This window comes from Streptomyces sp. NPDC101160 (genome assembly GCF_044768205.1).
Taxonomy (GTDB): domain Bacteria; phylum Actinomycetota; class Actinomycetes; order Streptomycetales; family Streptomycetaceae; genus Streptomyces.
Map to the genome: position 1 here is coordinate 162,855 of NZ_JBIWPJ010000005.1, position 23,506 is coordinate 186,360.

General features: G+C 73.8%; 19 protein-coding genes. 8 read left to right on the plus strand and 11 right to left on the minus strand.

Annotated features, from left to right (window positions below; all coding sequences use genetic code 11):
* Positions 1 to 171: 171 nt before the first annotated feature.
* From ACIRSU_RS17045 to ACIRSU_RS17085, 9 genes are all read right to left on the minus strand, one after another.
* On the minus strand, positions 172 to 1,635 hold the full coding sequence (locus ACIRSU_RS17045) for a hypothetical protein (RefSeq protein WP_403792840.1): 1,464 nt from the start codon (positions 1,633 to 1,635) through the stop codon (positions 172 to 174).
* A 306-nt stretch (positions 1,636 to 1,941) separates the two neighbouring features.
* Positions 1,942 to 2,931 carry an N-acetylglucosamine kinase gene (locus tag ACIRSU_RS17050; RefSeq protein ID WP_403792842.1) on the minus strand — a complete coding sequence of 330 codons (990 nt, stop codon included), beginning with the start codon at positions 2,929 to 2,931 and terminating at the stop codon, positions 1,942 to 1,944.
* Positions 2,922 to 4,265, minus strand: a complete 1,344-nt coding sequence (locus tag ACIRSU_RS17055) for a 6-phospho-beta-glucosidase (protein WP_403792843.1) — start codon at positions 4,263 to 4,265, stop codon at positions 2,922 to 2,924. Before ACIRSU_RS17055 ends, ACIRSU_RS17050 begins: the two co-directional genes overlap by 10 nt.
* 3 nt (positions 4,266 to 4,268) lie before the next feature.
* A complete protein-coding gene (locus tag ACIRSU_RS17060) occupies positions 4,269 to 5,174 on the minus strand; it encodes a carbohydrate ABC transporter permease (protein WP_403792845.1) in 906 nt (301 codons plus the stop codon).
* 4 nt (positions 5,175 to 5,178) lie between these two features.
* Entirely contained in the window at positions 5,179 to 6,123 is a 945-nt protein-coding gene (locus tag ACIRSU_RS17065; protein WP_403792846.1) for a carbohydrate ABC transporter permease, read from the minus strand.
* Positions 6,124 to 6,127: 4 nt separating this feature from the next.
* Entirely contained in the window at positions 6,128 to 7,477 is a 1,350-nt protein-coding gene (locus ACIRSU_RS17070) for an ABC transporter substrate-binding protein (protein ID WP_403792848.1), read from the minus strand.
* 40 nt (positions 7,478 to 7,517) lie between these two features.
* A complete protein-coding gene (locus ACIRSU_RS17075) occupies positions 7,518 to 8,729 on the minus strand; it encodes an ROK family transcriptional regulator (protein ID WP_403792849.1) in 1,212 nt (403 codons plus the stop codon).
* 102 nt (positions 8,730 to 8,831) lie between these two features.
* On the minus strand, positions 8,832 to 9,320 hold the full coding sequence (locus ACIRSU_RS17080) for a hypothetical protein (protein ID WP_403792851.1): 489 nt from the start codon (positions 9,318 to 9,320) through the stop codon (positions 8,832 to 8,834).
* A 1,417-nt stretch (positions 9,321 to 10,737) separates the two neighbouring features.
* Positions 10,738 to 11,811, minus strand: coding sequence for a mechanosensitive ion channel domain-containing protein (locus ACIRSU_RS17085; protein ID WP_403793614.1), 1,074 nt, complete (start codon positions 11,809 to 11,811; stop codon positions 10,738 to 10,740).
* A gap of 266 nt (positions 11,812 to 12,077) precedes the next feature.
* On the opposite strand from ACIRSU_RS17085, the gene ACIRSU_RS17090 reads away from it, so the two are divergent.
* A complete protein-coding gene (locus tag ACIRSU_RS17090; RefSeq protein WP_403792853.1) occupies positions 12,078 to 12,656 on the plus strand; it encodes an HNH endonuclease in 579 nt (192 codons plus the stop codon).
* Positions 12,657 to 12,679: 23 nt separating this feature from the next.
* On the opposite strand, the gene ACIRSU_RS17095 is transcribed toward ACIRSU_RS17090, so the two are convergent.
* On the minus strand, positions 12,680 to 15,742 hold the full coding sequence (locus ACIRSU_RS17095; protein WP_403792855.1) for a beta-N-acetylglucosaminidase domain-containing protein: 3,063 nt from the start codon (positions 15,740 to 15,742) through the stop codon (positions 12,680 to 12,682).
* 244 nt (positions 15,743 to 15,986) lie between these two features.
* Between ACIRSU_RS17095 and ACIRSU_RS17100 the strand changes: the two genes are divergently transcribed.
* Genes ACIRSU_RS17100 through ACIRSU_RS17110 form a run of 3 tightly spaced genes read left to right on the plus strand, consistent with a single transcriptional unit; the run spans position 15,987 to position 18,584 of the window.
* Positions 15,987 to 16,199: a hypothetical protein gene (locus ACIRSU_RS17100; protein ID WP_403793652.1), complete on the plus strand. Its 213-nt coding sequence runs from the start codon at positions 15,987 to 15,989 to the stop codon at positions 16,197 to 16,199.
* Position 16,200: 1 nt separating this feature from the next.
* Positions 16,201 to 18,333, plus strand: coding sequence for a 4-alpha-glucanotransferase (gene malQ / locus ACIRSU_RS17105; RefSeq protein WP_403792857.1), 2,133 nt, complete (start codon positions 16,201 to 16,203; stop codon positions 18,331 to 18,333).
* Positions 18,334 to 18,353: 20 nt separating this feature from the next.
* On the plus strand, positions 18,354 to 18,584 hold the full coding sequence (locus ACIRSU_RS17110; RefSeq protein WP_403792858.1) for a hypothetical protein: 231 nt from the start codon (positions 18,354 to 18,356) through the stop codon (positions 18,582 to 18,584).
* Positions 18,585 to 18,732: 148 nt separating this feature from the next.
* Here ACIRSU_RS17110 and ACIRSU_RS17115 read toward each other — a convergent pair whose 3' ends face one another.
* A complete protein-coding gene (locus tag ACIRSU_RS17115; RefSeq protein ID WP_403793616.1) occupies positions 18,733 to 19,254 on the minus strand; it encodes a MarR family winged helix-turn-helix transcriptional regulator in 522 nt (173 codons plus the stop codon).
* A gap of 190 nt (positions 19,255 to 19,444) precedes the next feature.
* Here ACIRSU_RS17115 and ACIRSU_RS17120 point away from each other — a divergent pair, with 190 nt between their 5' ends.
* The 4 genes from ACIRSU_RS17120 to alc all read left to right on the plus strand — a co-directional run bounded on the left by ACIRSU_RS17120 (position 19,445) and on the right by alc (position 23,493).
* Positions 19,445 to 20,383, plus strand: coding sequence for an EamA family transporter (locus ACIRSU_RS17120; protein WP_403792860.1), 939 nt, complete (start codon positions 19,445 to 19,447; stop codon positions 20,381 to 20,383).
* A gap of 4 nt (positions 20,384 to 20,387) precedes the next feature.
* On the plus strand, positions 20,388 to 21,344 hold the full coding sequence (locus ACIRSU_RS17125; RefSeq protein ID WP_403792862.1) for a DMT family transporter: 957 nt from the start codon (positions 20,388 to 20,390) through the stop codon (positions 21,342 to 21,344).
* 20 nt (positions 21,345 to 21,364) lie between these two features.
* Positions 21,365 to 22,279, plus strand: coding sequence for a LysR family transcriptional regulator (locus tag ACIRSU_RS17130; protein ID WP_403792863.1), 915 nt, complete (start codon positions 21,365 to 21,367; stop codon positions 22,277 to 22,279).
* Positions 22,280 to 22,356: 77 nt separating this feature from the next.
* Positions 22,357 to 23,493 (plus strand): allantoicase, encoded by a 1,137-nt coding sequence (gene alc / locus ACIRSU_RS17135; protein ID WP_403792864.1) that lies wholly within the window; start codon positions 22,357 to 22,359, stop codon positions 23,491 to 23,493.
* Positions 23,494 to 23,506 lie beyond the last annotated feature (13 nt).

The following is a 23,506-nucleotide window of genomic DNA, read 5'->3' on the forward strand; positions in this document are numbered from 1 at the left end:
CGGCGGAGGTGTACGCCGCCCGGACGACCAGCTCGCCCGGACCGGTCGCCGCGTCCTCGTCCGCGGCCCGCCCGGCCACCCGGCGCGGCCGGGGCATGCGCGCGGCCGTGCCGTCCGGTATCCGGCCCGCTCCGGTCGTCTGCTCGACACCGTCCGGCATGTCGCCCCCTCTCACCGGTACTCCGACAGTCTGCGGTTGACGCCGAGGACGGCGCAGGCCGCGGCGAGCACGCCGAGCACGGCCGCGCCCAGCGGCAGCCCGGTCAGTGCGTTCCGGCCGCCGTCGGCGGCGCGGGTGAACTCGTCCTGCTCGTGGGCCAGGGCGCGGCCGAGGGCCGCGTCGACCTGGTCGAAGGACTGGCCGGTGGACTCGGTCGTGCCGATGATCCGGTTCATGGCGCCGGTGAAGTCGCCGGCGTCGTCCAGCTCGCGGGCCTGCCGGTGGCGCCCCCGCCACTCCTCGGCGCGGGCGGTGGCCTCGGTGAGCGGGCCGCGCCCGGCGTCGTCGTCGGCGAGCCGGCCGGCCGCCTTCAGGGCGGTCGAGAGGCCGGCGATGCTGCTGCTGTAGTCGGCCTCGTACTTGTCGTGCTTGCCGTCGTCGGTGAGGACGGCGCCGCGGGCGACCACGGTCAGGTTCTCGTTGGCACGGGCCTTCAGGGAGCTGATCCGGGCCTCGTTGAGCACCTGGAGGGACTCCTGGCCGTGCGCGCGGGCGTCGTCGAGGCTCGCGCGGGCCAGGCCGTGGCCGGTGACGAGCCACAGCAGGGCGACGACGCAGGCGGCGGTCGCGGCGAGCATGCCCTGGTTGAACACCCGGTTCGTCATGCGGAAGTTGCGCAGCTGGGCCCAGACCAGGACGGCCAGGGCGAGCAGGCCGAGCGCGAGCGAGAGGAACGGCCAGGCGCGCGCCTCGTCGTCGTCCTCGTGCAGCCGCGCGGTCTCCGCCGCGTACAGCCGCTCGGCGGCGGGCAGCAGGTCCCGGCTCATCGTCTGGTTCGCGTACCGCAGATAGGCGCCGCCGAGCGGCAGGCCCTGCCGGTTGGCGGCGCGGGCGCGCTCGATCAGGCCCGTGTAGCGCGGCAGGTGCTCGTTGAGCGTGGCGATCTCGCTCGCGGAGGTGCCGTCGGAGTCGGTGCCGGCGGCGGCCTTGACGAGCAGCCGGGAGGCGGTCGTGATGTCGTCCGCGTATCTCTGGCGGATCTGCGCGGACTCCTGCGGGCCGGCCAGGAAGCCGCTCGCCGCGGTGGCGTCGGCGTCGGCGAGCGAGCGGTAGATGTCGGCGGCGTCGGCGCTCAGCGGCTGGCTGCGGCCCACCACGTCGTCCGCGTACGAGGACCGGTCGGCGACCTCGAAGGCCGTCACCGCCCCGAACGCCACGACGAGCAGGGCGAGTACGGCGCCGAGGATCCGCAGCCGGCCCGGCTCCGTCGTGGCCGCGCGGCGCAGCACCTCGCGGCCCTGCGCCCAGACGCCGGGCGCCGCCGGCGGCGGCACCGCGGCGGGCGCCTGCGGCCGGGCCGGCCCCGGCCCGGACTGCTGTCCCGGCTGCGCGGGCACGCCGGGACCCGGCCGCGCGGGCGCGCTGCCGGTGCCCTGCGCCACCGAGGCGGCGGGCGCGTTCGGCGGGTGTGTCACGTGACCTCCCCCTCGGTCTCAGACGTCGATCCCGTCCTGCCGCTGGAGTGGCGGACGTACTACCCGGCCAGCAGTATGGCCGCAGTATCCCGGCCACACACCGGGATTGTCTCGATCTTGTCGCTGCTGGTGCCTATGGTGCCCCACACCGCGGACACCTCCGCGAGCGATCCCCCTTTCGAACATCTGTCACTTTGAATACGTCTCCCGGCCGGGATCGGTTCCGTCTCGAACGTCGCCCGATGGGGTGAACGCGCGTGCGGGGCGCTCCTGAACAGGGGCACCCCGCACCGGCCGGGACCGCGCTCAGGCCCCGTAGTACCCGCGCAGCCGCGCCGCCGCCTCCGCGCCCGCGCCCGCCGCGTCGAGCGCGAGCAGCCCGGCGCCGAGCACCGGCGGCGCGGCGACCACGCCGACGACCGCCTTCGGGGCCTTCGTGGCGAGCAGTTCGGCGATCCGCGCGTCGAGCCGCGGGTGCCGGGCCGCGAGCACGCTGCCGCCCAGCAGCACCGGCACCGCCTCGTCGAGCAGCCCGAGCCGCGCGAGGGCGACCGAGGCCAAGGCCACGACCTCCTCCGCCAGCCGGTCCACGAGGGACTGGGCGATCGGGTCGCCCCCGGCGCTCGTACGGAAGAGGACCGGCGTCAGCTCGTGCTTGCGCTCGACCGGGATGCGCCCCAGGTGCAGCGCCTCGATCAGCGCGTACATCGTCGGCAGCCCGAAGTGCTCCGGCAGCGTCCGCGCGAGCGCCGTCGGCTCGCCGCGCCCGTCCTCGGCGCGGGCCGCGAACCACAGCGCCTCCTCCGCCAGGCCGCCGCCACCTCCCCAGTCGCCGGAGATCTTGCCGATGGCGGGGAAGCGGGCGGTGCGGCCGTCCGGGGTCATCCCGACGCAGTTGATGCCCGCGCCGCACACCACGGCCACGCCGCGCGGCTCGTCGACGCCGGCCCGCAGGATGGCGAAGGTGTCGTTGTGCACCCGTATCGAGCGGCTCCATTGCCGCGCGTACAGGGCGCGCTCCAACTCCGCCTCCTCCACCGGCAGATCGGCGTTGGCGAGACACGCCGCGACCTGCGCGAACGCGACCGGCACCCCGGCCCCGCCGGCCGCCTCCCACGCCCGTCCCACGATCTCCGCGACCGTGTCGACCGCCGCCGCCACCCCCACCACCGGGGGCTGGAACCCGCCGCCGCGCGCCTCGCCCAGGACCGTGCCGTCCGGGGCGAGGACCGCGACGTCGGTCTTGCTGTTCCCCGCGTCGACGGCGAGGAGCAGCCCGTCGAGGTTCACGCCCACGCCAGGTGCTCCCGGTTGTGCGCGATCAGCCGGTCGGTCAGCGCGTCCGCCTGCGCGAACTGCCCCACCAGCGGATGGGCGAGCAGCGCCCTGAACACCCGGTCCCGGCCGCCGCGCAGCGCCGCGTCCAGGGCCAGGTCCTCGTAGGCGGTGACGTGCGCGATCAGGCCCGCGTACAGCGGGTCGAGTTCCGGCACCGGCAGTGGCACGGCGCCCTTCGGCCCGACCGCCGCCTGCACCTCGATCACGGCGTCGTCCGGCAGGAACGGCAGCGTGCCGTTGTTGTACGTGTTCACCACCTGGTACGGCGAGCCGCCGCCCGAGCCGCCCGAGCCGCCCGAGCCGCCCGAGCCGCCCGAGCCGCCCGAGCCGCCCGAGCCGCCCGAGCCGCCCGAGCCGCCCAGCAAGGAGGCCGCGAGGTCCACCGCCGCCTCCGAGTAGAAGGCCCCGCCCCGCTTCGCCAGCAGCGCCGGCTTCTCGTCGAGTGCCGGGTCCCCGTACATCTCCAGGAGCTGCCGCTCCATCGCCGCGACCTCCGCCGCCCGCGACGGCTTGGTGCGCAGCTCCTCGACGACGGCGTCGTGCGCGTAGAAGTAGCGCAGGTAGTACGAGGGGACGACGCCGAGCCGGTCGAGGACCGCGCGCGGCAGCCGCAGGTCGTCGGCGACGGCGTCGCCGTGCTCGGCGAGCAGCCGCGGCAGCACGTCCTCGCCCTCGGGGCCCCCGAGCCGTACGCCGGTCTCCCAGGTCAGGTGGTTGAGCCCGACATGGTCGAGGTGCACGTCCGGCGGGGCCACGTCGAGCAGCGCCGCGAACTTTCGTTGGAAGCCGATGGCCACGTTGCACAGGCCGACGGCCTTGTGGCCGGCCCGGAGCAGCGCCCGCGTGACGATGCCGACGGGGTTGGTGAAGTCGATGATCCAGGCGTTCGGGTTGGTGCGGCGGACCCGCTCGGCGATGTCGAGCACCACCGGCACCGTGCGCAGTGCCTTCGCGAGGCCGCCCGCGCCGGTCGTCTCCTGCCCGACGCAGCCGCACTCCAGCGGCCAGGTCTCGTCCTGCTCGCGGGCGGCCTGCCCGCCGACCCGCAGCTGGAGCAGGACGGCGTCGGCGCCGTCGACGCCCGCGTCCAGGTCCGAGGTGGTGACGATCCTGCCCTCGTGACCGAGCCTGGCGAAGATCCGTCGGGCCAGGCCGCCGACCAGGTCGAGCCGCTCTGCGGCCGGGTCGACGAGGACGAGTTCGGTGACGGGCAGGGTGTCGCGCAACCGCGCGAATCCGTCGATCAGTTCGGGGGTGTAGGTGGAGCCGCCCCCCACGACAGCCAGTTTCATCGGTCAGCCCTTCACTCCGGTCAGCGTGACACCCTCGACGAACGCCTTCTGCGCGAAGAAGAACACGAGGATCACGGGGGCCATGACCAGGACGGTCGCGGCCATGGTCAGATTCCAGTCGGTGTGGTGCGCGCCCTTGAAGGACTCCAGGCCGTAGCTCAGCGTCCACGCGGCCGGGTTCTCGGAGGCGTAGATCTGCGGCCCGAAGTAGTCGTTCCACGCGGCGAAGAACTGGAAGAGCGCGATCGCCGCGATCCCCGGCTTCGCCATCGGCAGCACGACCCGGAGCAGGGTGCGCAGTTCGCCGCAGCCGTCGACCCGGGCCGCGTCGAGGTACTCGTTCGGGATGGTCAGCAGGAACTGGCGCAGCAGGAAGACGGAGAAGGCGTCGCCGAAGGCCATCGGGACGATCAGCGGCCACAGCGTGCCCGACAGGTTCAGCTGCTTGGCCCAGAACAGGTACATCGGGATGACCACGACCTGCGGCGGCAGCATCATCGTGGCGATGACGAGCATCAGCGCGAGCCGGCTGCCGCGGAAGCGGAACTTGGCGAGCGCGTACGCCACCGGGACGGACGACACCACGGTGAGGACGGTGCCGAGGCCCGCGTAGAGCAGGGTGTTGCGCCACCAGGTGAGGAAGCCCGGCGTGTCGAGGACACGGACGTAGTTGTCCCACTGCCAGGTGTTCGGGGTGAGGTCGCGGGTGAGCGCCTGCTGGTCGCTCATCAGCGAGGTGAGGAGGACGAAGACGAAGGGGAGGACGAAGAAGAGCGCGGCGGCGATGCCGAGCGCGTGCACCGCGATCCAGTGCAGCAGCGCCTTGCGGCGGGCGGTGCGCGCGGCGGGGGAGGCCCCGGTCTTCCGCACCTCCGGGGCGGCCGCGGCCGCGTCGAGGAGTTGGCTCATGGATTCAGTCACCTGCCTGGACGAGACCGCCGCGGCGGCGCATGAGCAGCAGGGTGAAGGCCATGGCCAGGGCGAAGAGGACGAGGGCGGTGGCGCAGGCCGCTCCGTAGTCGAAGCGCTGGAAGCCGAGGTTGTAGACGAGCTGCGGCAGGGTGAGCGTGGACTTGTCCGGGTAGCCGGGTTCGAAGGACTGCCCGGAGCCGCCGATGACGCCGGAGGCGACCTTCCCGGCGACCAGCGGCTGCGTGTAGTACTGCATCGCCTGGATGACCCCGGTGACCACGGCGAACATCACGATCGGCGAGATGTTCGGCAGCGTGACGTACCGGAACCGCTGGAACGCCGAGGCGCCGTCCAGCTCCGCCGCCTCGTACTGCTCCTTCGGTACGTCGAGCAGCGCGGCCATGAAGATGACCATGAGGTCGCCGACGCCCCACACCGCGAGCATCGTCAGCGCGGGCTTGGACCAGGCGGCGTCGGTGAACCACGCCGGGCCCGGGAGGCCGACCGCTTCGAGCAGCGAGTTCACCGGCCCGGTGCCGGGGTTGAGCAGGAAGACGAAGGCGAGCGTCGCCGCGACCGGCGGGGCCAGGTAGGGCAGGTAGAAGAGGGTCCGGAAGAGCCCGGCGCCCGTCCTGATCCTCGTGATGAGCAGGCCGACGCCGAGTCCGAAGACGACCCGGCAGGCGGTCATGATCACCACCAGCCACAGGGTGTTGCGCAGCGCCGGCCAGAACAGCGGGTAGTCCCGGAAGACGTACGTCCAGTTGGCCAGGCCGTTGAAGGACGGGGCGGCGAAGCCGTCGTAGTCCGTGAAGGAGAAGTAGACGGTCGAGACCAGCGGGTACGCGAAGAAGACGCCGAACCCGACCAGCCAGGGCGACAGGAACGCCGCCGTGCGAAGCGCGGCGCGCCGCCGCTTCGAGCGAAGGGTGATCGTGCCTGCCATCGTGCTACTTCGCCTTGGCGATGTCGGTGTCGATCTGCGCGGCGGTCTTCCTCAGCCCGCCCTGGAGGTCGGTCACCTCGCCCTTCTCGTACTGCAGGGCGAAGTCCTGGAGGGTGTTGAGGTAGGTCGCGCCGTTGACCGCGCCCGCCGCCGTGTTGGACTTCGGGTGCGCGGCGATGTCGAGGAAGGTCTTGAAGCGCGGGTCGAACTTCAGGTCCGGCGACTTCAGCGCGTCGAAGGTGGACGGCACGTTGCGGATGCCGTTGGCGAAGGCGACGACGGCGTCGGTGTCCGTGGTCATGAACTTGACCAGTTCCCAGGCGGCGTTCTGCTTCCTGCTCTGCGGCGCGATGCCCATGATCGTGCCGGACAGGTAGCCCTTGCCGTAGTCGGCCTCCTGGCCGTCCGGCACGGGCATGGGCGCGACGCCGATGTCGAACGGCACCTTGGCGTCGGTCGCCATGCCGAGCCGCCACTCGCCGTCGAGCTGCATGGCGACCTGGCCGGTCTGGAAGGGGTGCTTGGCGCCCCACTCGTCGCCGAAGGACGTCCGGAACCGCTCCAGCTTCTCGTAGCCGCCGAGCTCGTCGACCATCTTCTTCTGCGTGGTCATCATCGCGGCGATGCCGGGGTCGGTGCCGACCGTCGACCTCCCGTTCGCGTCGAAGTAGGCCGGGCCCCAACTGCCCAGGTAGTGCTCGGTGGTGGTCTCGTAGCCGTGGTAGTTCGGCATGAAGCCGAGCTGCTCGAAGCCGTCGCCCTTGGGCCTGGTGAGCCGCTTCGCGTCGGCGAGCAGCTCGGACCAGGTCCTCGGGGGCTTCTCTGGGTCGAGACCGGCGGCCTTGAAGGCGGTCTTGTTGTAGTAGAGCCCGTACGCGTCCGTCAGCAGCGGCATCGCGCAGCGCCTGCCCTCGAACTGGGTGTAGTCGAGCAGCGTCTTCGGGATCGTCTTCCCGAGGTCCAGCTTCGACTTCTCGATGAAGGGCTTCAGGTCGGCGAAGGCGCCCGACGAGCAGAACTTGCCGACGTTGGACGTGGTGAAGGACGACACCACGTCCGGGCCCTTCGAACCGCCCGTGCGCAGTGCCTGGTTGAGCTTGTCGTCGTTGATGTCGCCGACGACGTCGACCTTGATGTTGGGGTGCGCCGCCTCGAAGCGCCTGATGTTGTCGTTGATCGCCTGCACCTCGGACGGCGCCGACCAGCCGTGCCAGAAGGTGATCGTCACCTGGGCGTCGGGGTCGTCGGTGGCGGCGTTGCTCGCGGAGCCCGTACAGGCCGAGGCGAACAGCGCTATGGAGGAGGTGGCGGCGAGCGCGGCGGCGAGCCGGCGGGGACGGGAGCGTGCGGGCATGGCGGGTTCTCCCTGGGCGGGCGGGACGAGGGACGGGTGCTTACCGAGAGGTGTCGAAGACCTCGTCGCGGGTGGCGGCGAGGGCGGATTCGAGGGCCCCGCGCAGGACGGGGTGCCGCTCGACGGCGGCGAGGACGAGCCGCGGCCGCGCGGCAGCGAGATCGGCGAGCTGGGCCTGGACGCGGGCGCGCAGCGGCTCCCCGCCGGGGCTGATCGCCGCGCCGGACAGCACGATCAGCTCCGGGTCGAGTACGGCGACGAGCGCGGCGAGTCCGGTGGCGAGGCGCTCGGCGTAGACGTCGAGGAGGCGGGCGTGACGCTCGTCCTCGGCGGCGTGCGCGGCGGCGTGCGCGAGCAGCCCGGCCGCGGTCTCCACGTACGGCTGTTCGCGCGTCTCGATCCCGCACGCCCTGGCGATCCGCGGGATGGCCTGCACGCCCGCCAGCTCCTGGAAGCCGCCGGAGTTCGCCTTCGCCACGTGCCGCACGAGCGGCGTCCCGGGCACCGGCAGGAACCCGACCTCACCGGCGCCGCCGGTGAACCCGCGGTGCAGCCGGCCGCCGAGGACCAGGGCCGCGCCGAGCCCGGTCTCGTTCCACAGCAGCACGAAGTTCTCGTGGTCGCGCGCCGCGCCGAGCCGCTGCTCCGCGATGGCGACCAGGTTGACGTCGTTCTCGTACTCGAACGGCATCGGCAGCGCGACCGCCAGCTCGTCGAGCAGCGTGGGCGAGTGCCAGCCCGGCAGGTGCGAGGCGTACCGCAGCCGCCCGGTCGCCGGATCGAACGCGCCGGGCGTCCCGATCACCAGCCGCTGTACGTCCCCGAGCCCGAGCCCGGCCTCCCGCACGGCCCCGTCGAGAGCCGCGACCACCTGCCGCACCACGCCGCCGTCGGCGCCGGCCCGCCCGGGCGTCGCCACCCGGAACTCCCCGACGACCTGCCCGGTGACATCGGCGACGGCGGCATGGATCCGCTCCGGCGTCACATCCATCCCGGCCGCGTACGCGGCCCCCGGATTCACCGCGTACAACTGCGCGTTGGGCCCCGGCCGTCCTTCGGTGGTGCCGGTGGCGACCACGAGCCCGGCGGCCTCCAGCCGCGCGAGCAGCTGCGACGCGGTCGGCTTCGACAGCCCGGTCAGCTTCCCGATCCGGGTGCGGGAGAGCGGCCCGTGGGCAAGCAGCAGCTCCAGCGCGGCCCGGTCGTTCATGGCCCGCAGGACGCGGGGGGTACCGGGGGTCGTACCGGCCATGGGGCTCCACCTGCCTGCCTGCGCGTACCGCACGGTGAGGGGCACTGTTAGGAAAGTTTCCTATTGGGTTGGGAGGAAGGTAAGGCGGAGGTCAGCGGGTCGTCAATACCCTGTTCGGGGGCGGGCGGGGTCGTTGGGCCCGCCGCCCCACACGGCGTCCAGGTCCCGGCAGCGCACGGTCACGGTGGCATCGGTGAGCGCGATCTCGTGCACGCATCCAGCCGGGTCGGGCAGGACCTCGTCGAACAGCACGGTGTCCGCCGCCATCCAGTCGATGGCGTGGTCATAGTCGACGGAGAAGTGCGCGACCCCCGAGTACCGGATCCGCAGCCCTTCCTCGTGCTTCCACCGGTTCGGCGCGAAGTCGAGCACCAGCGACCCGCTCTTGTCCGTCGCGAGCCGCACCCCCGCCAGCTCCAGATCCTTCACGCACCGGTCGGCGCCCACGCGATAGTGCTCGGGATCCACGACGAACGCCCGGGCTCCGGGCGGCAGCTCGGGCCCGAGCCGTGGCAGCTCGGTGAGATAGGCGTTCGCGTCGAGTGCGAAGCCCCGGAACTCGTCGTCCCACTCGACCTTGACGTACTTCATGCGTCCCCCGTCCGCTCCGTGTCGTCGATCGCATTCCACCGACGACGTGGGTCCATGGTGCGGCTGTTGGACAGCGCCCCCGCAGGGGGAGGTGCTCCGCTGGTCGGTGGTGGCACCCTTCGACATAGGCGAGCGCCGCTCTCCTCGTTCGTCGCGAGCGTCAAGGGCGGCCGGCTCGACCATTGACCGGCGCCCCGAGCGCGGTTGTACGAGACGGAGGGCGTCCGGCGTCGCGGCGTACGAGGTGGTCGGGGCGGGCGCTGTCGACATGGGCGACGTGCGGCCCCCTCTTTCACCGCGTCAAGGGCGCTCCTTCGTCGCGTCGCTTCGCGATGGGCTGCGCCCACCCTTGACCCGGTGGCTCCGGCGGCCTTTTCACACTCGGAGGGCGGCCAGGGGCGGGGCCGCGCAGGGGGGCCGGGTATCCATTCCCGCCGTAGGCGGGCTGCGGGTGCGTGGTAGGTGGGCCCGGGTATCGCTCCCGAGCAGGGGACTTCGTACGGCCCGGCGGGTGGGGGCTCGGTTTGTGGCCGGGGCAGGTGGATCCGTTTCCCCTGTTGCGGGTGCGCGGACGTGGAATGGGGTGCCTGGTCCCGCGATAGCGGCGGCCGGTGGTCGTCCGGCGGGTGCTCATGCCCTGCTGGTCACTCCGAGTGGGTGGTGAGGCGAACCCTAACTCCGCCCTCAACCACAGCAGCCCGCCATGGCATCGCGCCCAGCCCCGCCGGAACGGCCCCGCCGTACGTTCATGGCGGAGAAAGGGCTCGCGACGGCTGGGTTTGAGCAGCCCTAAGTACGCCACACTCCCGAATTACCGCCCCTGGTGGGGCGGAAGGGGACGTCTGTGACTCCTGAGACGGTTCATGGCGCAGTTAGGGTTCGCCCTCTCCACCGACCGCGAATGACCAGCGGGGCATGAGCCCCGGCCAGACAGTGGCAGGACGCCGCCGAGCCAGGAATGGGCACCCCATTCCACTGCCGCGCACCCGGAACAGGGGAAACGGATCCACCCACCTCGCCACTGACCGAGCCCCACCCCACCGGCCTGACAGGCAGCCCCCGACCGGAGCGATACCCGAAGCCCACCCACCACCGGCCCGCCAGCCCGCCTACGGCGCCCAGGCGCTGCCCGGACCCCCTGCGTGGCCCCGCCCCTGGCCGCCCTCCGAGTGTGAAAAGGCCGCCGGAGCCACCGGGTCAAGGGTGGGCGCAGCCCATCGCGAAGCGACGCGACGAAGGAGCGCCCTTGACGCGGTGGTGGAGGGGGCCACACTCGGAGTGAGGGCGGCCGCACGTTGCCGGGAAACACAACGCCCGCCCCGACCACCTCGCACGCGCGGGCAAGCGCGGGTCACTTGCTCGTCTTGCTCAGCATCCGCTCCGCCCGGCTCTACGGGACCGGGCGGTACCGGAATAGCTACTTGCCCAGGTCCGCCTTGGGAAGCGGGGTCGCCGCCGCCGACTGCGGCGACGACGGGGAGGCGAAGACGGACGGGGCCGACATGGCGGCCGTGGGGTCGGGCTTCGGGGCGGGTTCCGCGGTCGGCTGGGGCGGGAGGCCGCCGACGATGCGGATGCCCGCCTCGTCGAGGGCGCGCTTGATGCGCCAGCGCAGTTCGCGCTCGACGCCGAGCTTCTTGCCGGGCATGGTCTTCGCGGAGACGCGGACGGTCATGGAGTCGAGGAGGACCTCCGTGAGGCCGAGGACCTCGACCGGGCCCCACAGGCGCTCGTTCCAGGGCTCGTCCTTGGACATGAGGTCGGCGGCCTCGGCGATCACCGCACGCACCTGGTCCAGGTCCTCCGTCGGGCGGACGGTGATGTCGACGCCGGCCGTGGCCCAGCCCTGGCTGAGGTTGCCGATGCGCTTGATCTCGCCGTTGCGGACGTACCAGATCTCGCCGTCGACGCCGCGCAGCTTCGTGACCCGGAGTCCGACCTCGACGACCTCGCCGGAGGCGACGCCCGCGTCGATGGAGTCGCCGACGCCGTACTGGTCCTCCAGGATCATGAAGACGCCGGAGAGGAAGTCCGTGACGAGGTTGCGGGCGCCGAAGCCGATGGCGACACCGGCGACACCGGCCGAGGCGAGGAGCGGCGCCAGGTCGATCTTGAAGGCGCCGAGCACCATCAGGCCGGCCGTGCCGAGGATGAGGAAGGACGCGACGGACCGCAGCACGGAGCCGATCGCCTCCGAGCGCTGGCGGCGGCGCTCCGCGTTGACGAGGAGGCCGCCGAGGGCCGTGCCCTCGACCGCCTGGGCCGACCGGTTCATGCGGTCTATCAGCTTGGTGAGCGCCTTGCGGACCAGCATCCGCAGGGTGAACGCCACGACCAGGATGAGGACGATCTTCAGGCCGGTGTTCAGCCAGGTGGCCCAGTTCTGCTCGACCCAGCCCGCCGCGTCGGTCGCCCGCTCGGCCGCCTCGTCAAGGGTCACCGGTACGTGCGTCGGATCGTCGGCGGCCAGCAGGGCGGCGGACCAGGACACGGCGGGCACGGGGGACCTCCAGGCAGGTGTTCGCAATCCATCCACACTAGCGGGGGACGCGCGGTGCCCCCGGCGCCTCGGCGCACATGTGCAAGGGGGAAGACGGTCCACGGCCGGGGAAGACTCCCGTAAGCGCGCCGATGTGGTCGAGAACACCTCAGGGGCATTACCCGCACGTGGTGGCGCACCGGCCCGGCATGAGGAGAGACTGGTTGCAGTTTCGTCCCGGCGCGAGCCACGCGCCGCCGGCGTCATAGGAGGCATCCGTGCCGCATGTCCTGGTCCTCAACGCGTCGTACGAGCCACTCGGCGTCGTACCGCTCCGCCGCGCGCTCGTCCTCGTCCTCGAGAACAAGGCCCTCTGCCTGGAGGAGTCCGGCGCCTTCCTGCACAGCGAGAGCCGTGTCGTCGCCGCGCCCAGTGTGGTGCGGCTGAAGCGGTTCGTGCGGGTCCCCTACCGGGGGCCCGTTCCCTTGACCCGCAGAGCCCTGTTCGCCCGCGACGGCGGGCGCTGCGTGTACTGCGGTGGCGTCGCAACCAGCGTCGACCACGTCGTTCCACGCAGCCGCGGCGGGACGCACGCCTGGGACAACGTGGTGGCGGCCTGCCGCCGCTGCAACCACGTGAAGGCCGACCGGCACCTGCGCGAGCTGGGCTGGCGGCTCCACCACCAACCCGCCCCGCCGACCGGACTGGCCTGGCGGATCATCGGCACCGGCCATCGCGACCCGCGCTGGCTGCCCTACCTCCAGCCGTACGGCGCGGACGACGTCCTGGCCCGGATCGACTCGGTCGCCACGGTTCCTCAGGGGAAGACTCCCCAGGGGGCCGTGACGACGGGTTGAGCCGGGCCTTCGACGTTCGGAGGCTACGAGGGGTCGGGCTCCGCGCCCGGCTCCTCCGCCGTCTGCTCCGGCACCGGCGCCTCCTCCACCGCGTACGCCTCCACCGCCCACAGCGAGTAGCCGTACTCCGAGCCGCGCGCGTCCCCCTGCACCCGCAGGAAGCGCGTGTCCGGCGCGTCCATCCGGACCGACTCCACCCCGCCCCGGCCGTCCCGGACCGTCGCCGCGGTGCGCCAGACGCGGCCGTCGGCGGAGACCTGGATCCGGTAGCGGGAGGCGAACGCGTCCTGCCAGTGCAGCACCACGCGGCCCACCCGGGCCGGCTCCGCCAGCTCCATCTGCCACCAGGCGCCGTCCTCCAGGGGCGAGGACCAGCGGGTCGCCGGGTCGCCGTCCAGGGCGTACGCGGCGGGGAAGTCGGGCGTCTCGTCGCCGGACGACGAGGCCGTGGCCGTACGGGCCAGGTCCGGGCCGCCCGTACGCGGGAAGGCCCGCACGGTCAGGACCCGCTCCTCGCCCTCGAACGACACGGGCACGGTGTACGAACCGGACGGCACGTCCGCCGCGACCGACACCTCGAGCGGGACGACCGACTTCGTGCCGCGGAGCACCGTGGCCTCCTTGGGCAGGCGGACCGTGATGCCCTTCGGCGGCCGGGCGGCGAGCGGCCCGCGCACCTCGCCCGCGCTGCGCCCCACCAGCGTCACGTCCACCCGCTGAGCCTCGCCGCCGATCTCGGCGTCCGTCTCGCCGCGGGCCAGTTCGAGACCGGCGCGCGGCTCGTCGGCGAACCACGGCACCAGCGAGCGCACCCGCCCCGGCGCGCCGTCCCAGACGACGCGCAGCGCGTCCGCCCGCAGGCCCTTCAGATCGGCCTGGGTCCAGCCGGAGGCGGTGAGCGGGCCGATCCGGCGCCAGCCCTCGCCCGGCACGTACGCCTCCAGGAAGCCGACCGGCCCGCCGCCCGCGCCGGCACCCGGTTCGGTCATCACCGTCAGGGCCGTCAGCGGCCGCGAGCGGTCGAGCCGCACCGTGTACGAGCCGTCCGGCGTCGCCGCCTCCGGCTTCACGTCCGGGCGGCGCTCCCGGTCCGCGCCCGTCCAGGCCGCCGACTCGGCCGCCGCGCGGGCGAGGAAGGCGTCCAGGACGCCCTTGCCGACGGTCACCTGACTGCCCGGCTGCCCCGGGCGCAGCTCGGCGCGCCGCCGCTCCAGGTCCAGCTGGGCCCGCCAGGCCCCGGCGCCGTCGCCGCGCGCCTGGGCGAGCAGCATGTCGACGGCCGCCTCGCCCGCCGCGCCGTACCGGGCGAGCCGGTCGAGCCACGGCCCGGCCTCGGTGCCGAGCGCGCCGTCCGCCGTGCCCTTGAGGCGCGCGGGCGCCTGACGCATCACGGTGAACGCGGCCCGCAGCTCGCGCGCCGCCTTCTCGCGTACGGCCGGGTCGGGACTCGTGCGCGCCGCCCAGAAGGCAGCCGTCAGCGGCTTCAGGTACGCCGACTCGCTGTTCGGGGCGAGGATCGAGCTCGCGCCGTTCCCGGCGAGCGCCCGCAGCGCCTCGCGGGCGGCCGGGTCGGGGCCGGCCAGCTCGTCGACGGCGGCGCGCCAGGACGCGTCGGGCCGGTAGCCCTTGGGGTTCCAGGCGAAGTCGGCGGTGGTGAACAGGGCGACGCGGGAGGCGGCGGCCTGCTCCATGGCGGTGGCGAGGAAGCCGGCGGAGCCGACGGCCGCGGCCGGCTCGCGGCCGGTGGTGGGGCCGAGGAAGAGCCGGTCCTGGGCGTAGTCGTTGACCGGGTAGTTGTCCATGGTGACCAGCGGGTGGCGCAGCGCGCCCTTCGCCCCGGCCAGTTCGCCGCCGGTGATGGTGCGCGGCACCACGCCGACGCCCGTCCACGCCACCTCCACGCGCGGGTCGAGCGCGTCGGCGAGCGCCGTGCGGTAGTCGGTGGCGCCGTCCTGGTAGTACTCGGTCGGCACCAGCGACAGCGGCGGCGCGGCGCCCGGGTACGTCACCCTCAGGTGCGCGGCGACCGCGTTGGCCACGCGCGCGTGCGCGCGGGCGGCGGCGCCGGGGCCGCTGCCGAAGGCGTCGGCGTCGTCGTCGCAGGACCATTCGCTGTAGCTGACGTCCTGGAACTGCAGCTGGAAGGCGCGCACCCCGAGCGCCCACATCGCGTCGATCTTGTCGTTCAGCGCGGCCACGTCCGCGTCCGAGGACAGGCACATGGCCTGCGCGGGCGCCACGGCCCAGGCGAGCGTGACGTGGTTGGCCTCGGCCCGCGCGGCCAGCTCCCGGAAGGCGGCCCGCTCGGCGGCCGGGTAGGGCTCGCGCCACAGCGCCCGGCGGTACGGGTCGTCACCGGGGGCGTAGAGATAGCGGTTCTGCTTGGTGCGGCCCATGAAGTCGATCTGGGCGAGCCGTTCGGCGGGCGACCAGGGGCGCCCGTAGAAGCCCTCGGTGAGGCCGCGCACGGCGGTGGCGGGCCAGTCGCGCACGACGACGCCGGGGAGGCTGCCCCGGGGTGCGGGCGCGGGCGCGAGGAGCTGACGGAGCGTCTGCACGGCGTGGAAGAGGCCGTCGCCGCCGGCGCCGTCGAGCGCGACCGTGTCCCGGCCCTGGAGACGGCCGGTCGCGAGGCGGTAGCCGCCGGACGGCAGGTCGCCCCGCTCGGGCGCCTTCAGGGCCCGCAGCGCCGCCTGCGTCTCGGCAGCGCCGCCCATCCGGATCACCGCGCCGCGTCCCGGCAGCGCCTCGTGCACCGTCCGCACCCCGGCCGCCCGCAGCAGCTCGCGCAGCGCGCCGACCGCGTACGGATCGGCGTCCGGGGCCGCGAGCAGGGTGACCTCGGTGCCGAGCGTGACGCCGGGGCCGCCGGTGGCGGTCAGCGACTGGGGTCGGGGCCAGACCGCGGGGGTCGCGTCGGCGGCGGGCTGCAGGTCGGGGACGGTGGCGGGGGAGGGGGCGCCCGGGGCCGCGTACGCGCCGCCCGGTACGACACCGCCGAGGAGCCCGCCGATCACCGCGACCGCCACGGCCGTCGCGGTCCGCTTCCCGCGTCCGGCACGTCCGGTCCCGCCTCCGAGGTGCACGCGCGACTCCCTTCACCCTTGAACGGTTGTGCCCCCTTGGGTCACAAGTGGATTACGAGCCCACCACCCGATCCGACGGAGTGTCAATGCGCGTGGTCGAACTGTCCGCATTGCCCGGTGGCCTTTCGGCGAGCTGGCACCGTTTCGCCGAATTCCGCCGGTAAAACGGGGAGCGGTGGGTAGGGCTCCTCCTGCTGACCCCGGCGCGTCGCACCGCGCCCGTCGAGACGAACCCGGAGACCCCGTGACCGCCACCGACCACGAGACCGACCACAACCGCGCCACCCGCAGCAAACGGATAGGGATCCCCCGCCAGGGCACCCCGCTCACCAGCGAACCGCCCCTCGCCGACACCGCGCCCCTCACCAGCGAACCGCCGCTCATCGAGGCGGCCCCCCTCACCAGCGAACCCACCGCCCGCGCCACTGCGGGCGGTTCGGAGTCCCCCGGAGTGTGACGTGACCCTGGCCCGTCTCGCCGCCCTGCACGGAGTCGCCACCGAGTACGCCCCCTCGGCGGGCGTCACGGTCACCGTGCCCGAGGCCACCGTGGTGGCCGTCCTGCGCGCCCTGGACGTCGACGCGTCCACCCCGGAGGCGGTCGCCGCGGCCCTCGGCGAGGCGGAACGGGCCGGCCGCGAGCGGCTGCTGCCGCCCACCCTGGTCCGGTGGCGGGGCGAGGAGCCCCCGGGCCCGCCCGACGGCCTGCCGCCCGGCACCCGGATCACCGTCACCACCGAGGACGGGCAGACGCTCACCGCCCCGGGGAGACCCGACGAGCCCGAGCTGCCCCCGGACCTGCCCCTCGGCGTGCACCGCCTCACCGCCGAGGCTCCCGACGGCCGCCGCTCCACCAGTACCCTCGTCGTGGCCCCCGCCCGCGCCCCGCAGCCGCCGGCCCGCGTCCACGGCCTGCTCGTCCAGCTCTACTCCCTGCTCTCCGCCCGCTCCTGGGGCATGGGCGACCTCGGCGACCTGCGGGAGCTGGCCGACTGGGCCGGCCGCACCCACGGCGCAGGATTCGTGCAGGTCAACCCGTTGCACGCGGCCGTGCCCGGCGCGCCGAGCGACCCCTCCCCGTACCGCCCGTCCTCGCGCCGCTTCCCCGACCCGGTGCATCTGCGGATCGAGGACCTGCCCGAGTACGCGTACGTCGACCCGGCCCGCCAGGGCGAGCTCGACCGGATCCTCGGCGACGCCGCCGAGCAGCGCGAACGGGTCCTCGGCAAGGGCGCCCTGATCGACCGGGACGCCGTCTGGGACGCCAAGCGGCGCGCCCTGGAGCTGATCCACACCGTGGAGCTCGGCCCCGGCCGCCGGGCCGCCTACCGCGACTTCCTCGCCGAGCGCGGCCGCGCCCTGGAGGACCACGCCACCTACCAGGCGCTCGCCGAGCGGCACGGCCACCAGTGGCGCCGCTGGCCCGAGGAGCTGCGCCGTCCCCGCACCGCCGAGGCCGCCGTACGGGCCGACGCCGAACTCGCCGAACGGGTCGACTTCCACTGCCGGCTCGCCTGGCTGACGGACGGCCAGCTCGCCGACGCGGCACGCACCGCGCGCCAGGCCGGGATGCCGGTCGGGATCGTCCACGACCTGGCCGTCGGCGTGCACCCGGACGGCTCCGACGCCTGGGCGCAGCAGCACGTCTTCGCCGCCGGCATGTCCGTCGGCGCCCCGCCCGACGCCTTCAACGCCCGCGGCCAGGACTGGGGTCTGCCGCCCTGGCGCCCCGACGCGCTCGCCGCCGAGGGCTACGCCCCGTACCGCGGAGTGCTCCGCGAACTCCTGCGGCACGCGGGCGCGCTGCGCATCGACCACGTCATGGGCCTGTTCCGGCTGTGGTGGGTGCCGGAGGGCCTGGAGCCGACCGAGGGCACGTACGTCCGGTACGACTCCGAGGCCATGCTCGCGCTCCTCGTCCTGGAGGCGCACCGGGCCGGGGCGGCGGTCGTCGGCGAGGACCTGGGCACCGTCGAGCCGGGTGTGCGGGAGGCACTCGCGCGGCGCGGGGTGCTCGGCACGTCGGTGCTGTGGTTCGAGCGCGACTGGACGGGCGGCGGACGGCCGCTGGCGCCGGAGGAGTGGCGGACCGGCTGCGTGGCCACCGTGACCACCCACGACCTGCCGTCCACCGCGGCCCGGCTCACCGGCGACCATGTGACGCTCCGCCACCGGCTCGGGCTGCTCACGGGCGACCTGGAGCGGGAGCGCGGCCGGGACGGCGCCGAGACCGCCGACTGGCTGGCCGTGCTGCAACGGCTCGGGTTCCTCCCGGAGGGACCGGGCGACGAGGCCGCCGAGGTCCGCGCCTTCCACCGCTTCCTGGCCGCCACCCCGGCCCGGATGGTCGGTGTCTGGCTGCCGGACGCGGTGGGCGACCGCCGGCCGCAGAACCTGCCGGGCACCTGGGACCAGTACCCCAACTGGCGGCTGCCGGTCGCCGGCCCCGACGGACAGCCCGTCACCCTGGAGCAACTGGCCGCCTCGCCACGCGCCCACGACCTGCTGCGGACGGTCGCGGAGCGGGTCGCGGAGGCGGGCGGAGGGGGCGTGCGCGCCCGTACGGCACCCCCGGGCGCGCGCTCCGTTTAGGTGTTCGCTACTTTTGCACCGTGGACAAGAAGAACGCCCTGCGCGCCGGCGCCGTCGCGGCCGGTACGACGCTGATGATGCTGCTCATGTCGTCCCCCGCGCTCGCGCTGACCCGCGACGACGGTGACGACCCGGCCCCGGGGCTGAGTGTCGCCCAGACCCTCGGCCTGTACGTGGGTCTGCCGATCCTGCTGTTCCTGGTCATCGCCGGTCTGGTGATGGTGCTCGACAAGTCCAAGAAGAAGGCCTGAGCCCGCGGGCTCGCGCCTCGCTCATACGTCGACGAGGGCGCCGCGCGGTACGTGAGTACCGCGCGGCGCCCTCGTGTGTCTTCGGGCGGCCCGGCGCCCCGGGCCGGCAGGCGGCGGGGCCCCGGCGCCCGCCCGCCGGCCGCCGGTGTCAGGCCGTCGTTGCGAGCAGCTTCCGCAGCAGGCCGGCCAGCTGCTCCGACTCCTCCTGCGTGAGTGCCGCCTCCAGGGCCGCGCGCTGCTCGGCGAGCCCGGCGCCGACGGCCTGGTCCACGAGGCTGCGGCCCTCGTCGGTGAGGGTGACCCGCAGGCCGCGCCGGTCGTTCGGGTCGGGACTGCGGGTGAGCAGCCCGGCCCGCTCCAGCTTGTCGAGCCGCCCGGTCATCCCGCCGGTCGTGATCATCAGCGTGGCGGTCAGCTCGCGCGGTGAGAGCGTGTACGGCTCGCCGGAGCGGCGCAGTGTGGCGAGCACGTCGAACTCGCCGAGCGACATCCCGCCGTACGGCGCGTACGCCTTGTCCACCTTGCCGCGCATGGCGGCGGCCAGGCGGTAGATGCGGCCGAAGACGGCCATCGGCAGGGTGTCGAGGTCGGGGCGGACCGCCGCCCACTGATCGGCGATGGCGTCGACGGCGTCGTGGTCGGGCCCCGGCCCGGGTGTGTGCTTCTCCATGACCTGCTCCGTCACCGTGTCCGTGCCCTGCTCCATGACCTTCTCCATGACCCCAGTTTCCCTCTCTGCTGAGTTTCTTGCAAGAAAGCCTCTTGCGCATAAGTAGCTTAGTGCTAAGTTAGTTATCGCCAAGCCGAACCGGGGCGACACCGGGGAGGCGCCCGCAACCCGCTACAGGGGGGAACCCGTCATGTCCCGCAAGGCCGCCACCATCGCCCTGACCGCTCTCGCTCCGGCGTCCTGGGGCAGCACCTACTTCGTCACCACGGAGTTCCTGCCGCCCGACCGGCCGCTCTTCACCGGCCTGATGCGAGCCCTGCCCGCCGGACTGCTGCTCCTCGGCCTCACCCGCAAGCTCCCGCAGGGCGCCTGGTGGTGGAAGTCGCTGGTGCTCGGCGTGCTGAACATCGGAGCCTTCTTCCCGCTCCTCTTCCTCGCCGCCTACCGGCTGCCCGGTGGCGTCGCCGCCGTCGTCGGCTCGGTCGGCCCGCTCTTCGTCGTCGGTCTCGCCGCCCTGTTCCTGGGCGACAAGCCCACCGTGAAGGGGCTGCTCACCGCCATCGCCGCCGCCTTCGGCGTCAGCCTTGTCGTCCTCAAGGCGGGGGCCGCGCTCGACGCGATCGGTGTGGCCGCCGGTCTGCTCTCCGCCCTGTCGATGTCCGCGGGCACCGTCTTCACCAAGCGCTGGGGCCGCCCCGAGGGGGTCGGCGCGCTCGCCCTCACCGGCTGGCAGCTCACCGCGGGCGGCCTGTTCCTGCTGCCCATCGCCTTCCTGGTCGAGGGCGCCCCGCCGGCCCTCAGCGGCACCAACCTGGCCGGCTACGCCTACCTCGCCTTCGGCAACACCGCGATCTCCTACTTCCTCTGGTTCCGCGGCATCGAGCGCCTGAGCGCCTCCTCGGTCACCCTGCTCGGCCCGCTCTCCCCGATCACCGCCGCCGTCATCGGCTGGGCCGCCCTCGGCCAGGCCCTCGGCCCGGTCCAGCTCCTCGGCATGGTGATCGCCTTCGGCGCCACCCTCCTCGGCCAGCTGGCCCCCCGAGCCGCCAAGAAGGAATCGTTCAGCACTACTGAAAAGAACGGTCAGGAAGTTTCGATGGACCTGGAGGTTTCCGGGGTGCGACGGTAGGTCCATGACAACGACTGCCGCCGAAAGCCCGACCGCCACCGCACACCACGAAGAGCACGTCACCGAGAGGCCGGCACCCGCCAAGGGCGCCGGCCTCGGCGTGCTGCTCGCCCTGCTCGCCACGGTCGTCTGGTCCGGCAGCTTCGTCGCCGCCCGCGCCCTGCACGACACCGTCCCGCCCGTCCAGGCCGCCTTCTGGCGCTGGATCGTCGCGATCCTCGCCGTCGCCCCGTTCGCCGCCCGCGCCACCTGGCGGCAGCGGCACCTGATCCGCCGTCACCTCGGCTTCGTCGCCCTGGCCTCGCTGCTCGGCATCACCGTCTACAACACCCTGGTCAACCAGGCCGGACTCACCACCTCCGCCGGCAACATGGGCATGATCATGGCCGCCTCGCCCGTCCTCATGGCGGTGTACGAGCGGCTCGGCGGCGCCCGTCTCGGCGCCCGGCGCGTCACGGGCATGCTCGTCGCCTGCGCCGGCGTGCTGCTGCTCGTCGGCCGCGGCGCGCTGCCGACCCGGTTCGGCACCGGCGACCTCTGGATGTTCGCGGCGGCCCTCGCCTTCGCCTCGTACAGCGCCCTGCTCAAGCGCCGCCCGGCCGAACTCGGCGGTGTCGTCTTCCTCTTCACCACCTTCGTCCTCGGCGCGGCGATGCTGCTGCCGGCGTACGCGGTCAGCCTCGCCACCCAGGGCGGCTTCGAGCCCACCGCCGGCACCGTCGGCCCGCTCGTCTACGTCGGCGTGCTCTCCTCCGCCGTCGCCTTCTTCTCCTGGAACCGCGCCGTCGCCCTCATCGGCGCCGCCCGCGCCGGCGCCGTCTACTACCTCCAGCCGGTCTGCGTCGCACTGCTCTCGTACCTGCTGCTCGGCGAGGAGCTGGGCATCCTCGGCGGGGCGTGCATGGCGCTGATCCTGGGCGGGGTGGCGCTGGCGTCGGCCACCCGGGAGCGGTCGCGGTAGGGCCCGGTAGGTTGCGCCTCATGACCGAGTGGGACATCAAGAAGCTCCAGATCCTCCGCACCCTCCGCGACCGCGGCACCGTCACCGCGACCGCGGAGGCGCTGCTGATGACCCCCTCGGCCGTCTCCCAGCAGCTCACCAACCTCGCCAGGCAGCTCGGCGTGCCCGTCCTGGAGGCGCACGGCCGGCGGGTCCGGCTGACCGACGCCGCGCATCTCGTACTGCGGCACGCCGAGGCGGTGTTCGCGGAGCTGGAGCGGGCGGAGGCGGAGCTCGACGGCTATCTGCGCGGTGAGGCCGGGCGGGTGCGGGTCGCCGCGTTCTCGACCGCCGTGGCCGCGCTCGTCGTGCCCGCCGTACAGACGCTGCGCGCCGCCCATCCGGGACTCGACGTGCGGGTCCGCGAGGCCGAGGCGGCGGAGGCGTACGAACTGCTCACCGCCGGCGAGGTCGACCTCGCCCTCTCGCTCGCCGCGCACGCGCCCACCGCCCGCGACCCGCAGTTCACCCGGGTGCCGCTGCTCGCCGACCCGCTCGACGTCGCCCTGCCCGCCGGTCATCCGCTCGCCGAGGCGCCCGGTCTGCGGCTCGCCGACCTGTCCGCCGAGCCCTGGATCTTCGGCGGTTCAGGGCCCTGGTCGGAGATCACCACCACCGCGTGCGAGGCCGCCGGGTTCGTGCCCGAGCAGGCGCACAGCGCCGCCGGCTGGACCGCGATCCTCGCCATGGTCGAGGCGGGGATGGGGGTGGCCCTTGTGCCGCGGATGGCCGCCGCCGAGCGCGCCAGAGGCGTGGTGATGCGGGTGCTGACGGCCGATCAGCCGCGCCGCCATGTCGTCGCTGCGGTACGGCGCGGGGCGGAGGAGGGGCCGGCGGTGGCGCGGGTGCTCGCGGCGCTGCGCCAGGCCGCCGTGCAGCGGGAGAGCCTGGCATGACCGTTCAGCAGAGCTGAAAAGCAGCCTCGGAAACATTCGATGGACCTGTGCGGTGCCCCGGCGGCACAGTCGAGGACATGAGCATCGACGACAGCGACCTCGCCCACGCCACCGACCCGCACGCCAACGACGCCGCCCCCTACGCCGGCGGCGACCCGTACGCCGACTACCGCACCCGCGACTTCGGGTTCACCGAGCTCGTCGACCTCGCCGACCGCCGCCTCGGCGCCGGAGTCGTCGCCGCCAACGACGAGTTCTTCGCCGAGCGCGAGAACCTCCTCGTCCGCGAGCGCGCCGTCTTCGACCCCGAGCACTTCGGCCACAAGGGCAAGATCATGGACGGCTGGGAGACCCGCCGCCGCCGCGGCGCCGACGCCGGCCACCCGTTCCCCGCGCCCGAGGACCACGACTGGGCGATCGTCCGCCTCGGCGCCCCCGGCGTCATCCGCGGGATCGTCGTCGACACCGCCCACTTCCGCGGCAACTACCCGCAGCGCGTGAGCATCCAGGCCGCCGCCGTCGAGGGCACCCCGAGCCCCGCCGAACTCGTCGACGCCACGTGGGAGGAGCTGCTGCCCCCCACCCCGGTGCGCGGCCACGCCGCCAACGGCTTCACGATCGACAGCGAGCGCCGCTGGACCCACGTCCGGGTCTGCCAGCACCCCGACGGCGGCATCGCCCGCCTCCGCGTCCACGGCGAGGTCGTGCCCGACCCCGAGTGGCTGGCCGTGCTCGGCACCCTCGACCTGATCTCCGTGCTCAACGGCGGTGTGTACGAGGACGCCTCGGACCGCTTCTACTCGTCGCCCACCCAGATCATCCTGCCCGGCACCTCCCGCAAGATGGACGACGGCTGGGAGAACCGCCGCCGCCGGGTGCGCGGCACCAACGACTGGGTACGGTTCCGGCTCGCCGCGCAGGGCGCGGTCCGCGCGGTCGAGATCGACACCGCGTACCTCAAGGGCAACTCGGCGGGCTGGATCGCGCTCCAGGGCCGTAACGGCGACACGGGCGAGTGGTTCGAGATCATCCCGCGCACCCGCCTCCAGCCCGACACCCTGCACCGCTTCGTGCTCCCCGCCCAGGCCGTCGTCACCCACGTCCGCCTCGACGCCTTCCCGGACGGCGGTGTCGCCCGGATGCGGCTGCACGGCGGCCTGACGGAGGACGGCGCGGCCGGACTGCGCGCGAAGTACGCCCGGCTGACCGGCTGAGCGTCTGACAGGT

Bases quoted from the DNA above. Each gene is read 5' to 3' on its own strand.
- ACIRSU_RS17120 (WP_403792860.1), top strand. From the start codon at position 19,445: ATGTCCCGCAAGGCCGCCACCATCGCCCTGACCGCTCTCGCTCCGGCG.
- ACIRSU_RS17060 (WP_403792845.1), bottom strand. From the start codon at position 5,174: ATGAGCCAACTCCTCGACGCGGCCGCGGCCGCCCCGGAGGTGCGGAAG.
- ACIRSU_RS17130 (WP_403792863.1), top strand. From the start codon at position 21,365: ATGACCGAGTGGGACATCAAGAAGCTCCAGATCCTCCGCACCCTCCGC.
- ACIRSU_RS17115 (WP_403793616.1), bottom strand. From the start codon at position 19,254: ATGGAGAAGCACACACCCGGGCCGGGGCCCGACCACGACGCCGTCGAC.
- ACIRSU_RS17075 (WP_403792849.1), bottom strand. From the start codon at position 8,729: ATGGCCGGTACGACCCCCGGTACCCCCCGCGTCCTGCGGGCCATGAAC.
- ACIRSU_RS17070 (WP_403792848.1), bottom strand. From the start codon at position 7,477: ATGCCCGCACGCTCCCGTCCCCGCCGGCTCGCCGCCGCGCTCGCCGCC.
- alc (WP_403792864.1), top strand. From the start codon at position 22,357: ATGAGCATCGACGACAGCGACCTCGCCCACGCCACCGACCCGCACGCC.
- ACIRSU_RS17125 (WP_403792862.1), top strand. From the start codon at position 20,388: ATGACAACGACTGCCGCCGAAAGCCCGACCGCCACCGCACACCACGAA.
- ACIRSU_RS17055 (WP_403792843.1), bottom strand. From the start codon at position 4,265: ATGAAACTGGCTGTCGTGGGGGGCGGCTCCACCTACACCCCCGAACTG.
- ACIRSU_RS17080 (WP_403792851.1), bottom strand. From the start codon at position 9,320: ATGAAGTACGTCAAGGTCGAGTGGGACGACGAGTTCCGGGGCTTCGCA.
- ACIRSU_RS17065 (WP_403792846.1), bottom strand. From the start codon at position 6,123: ATGGCAGGCACGATCACCCTTCGCTCGAAGCGGCGGCGCGCCGCGCTT.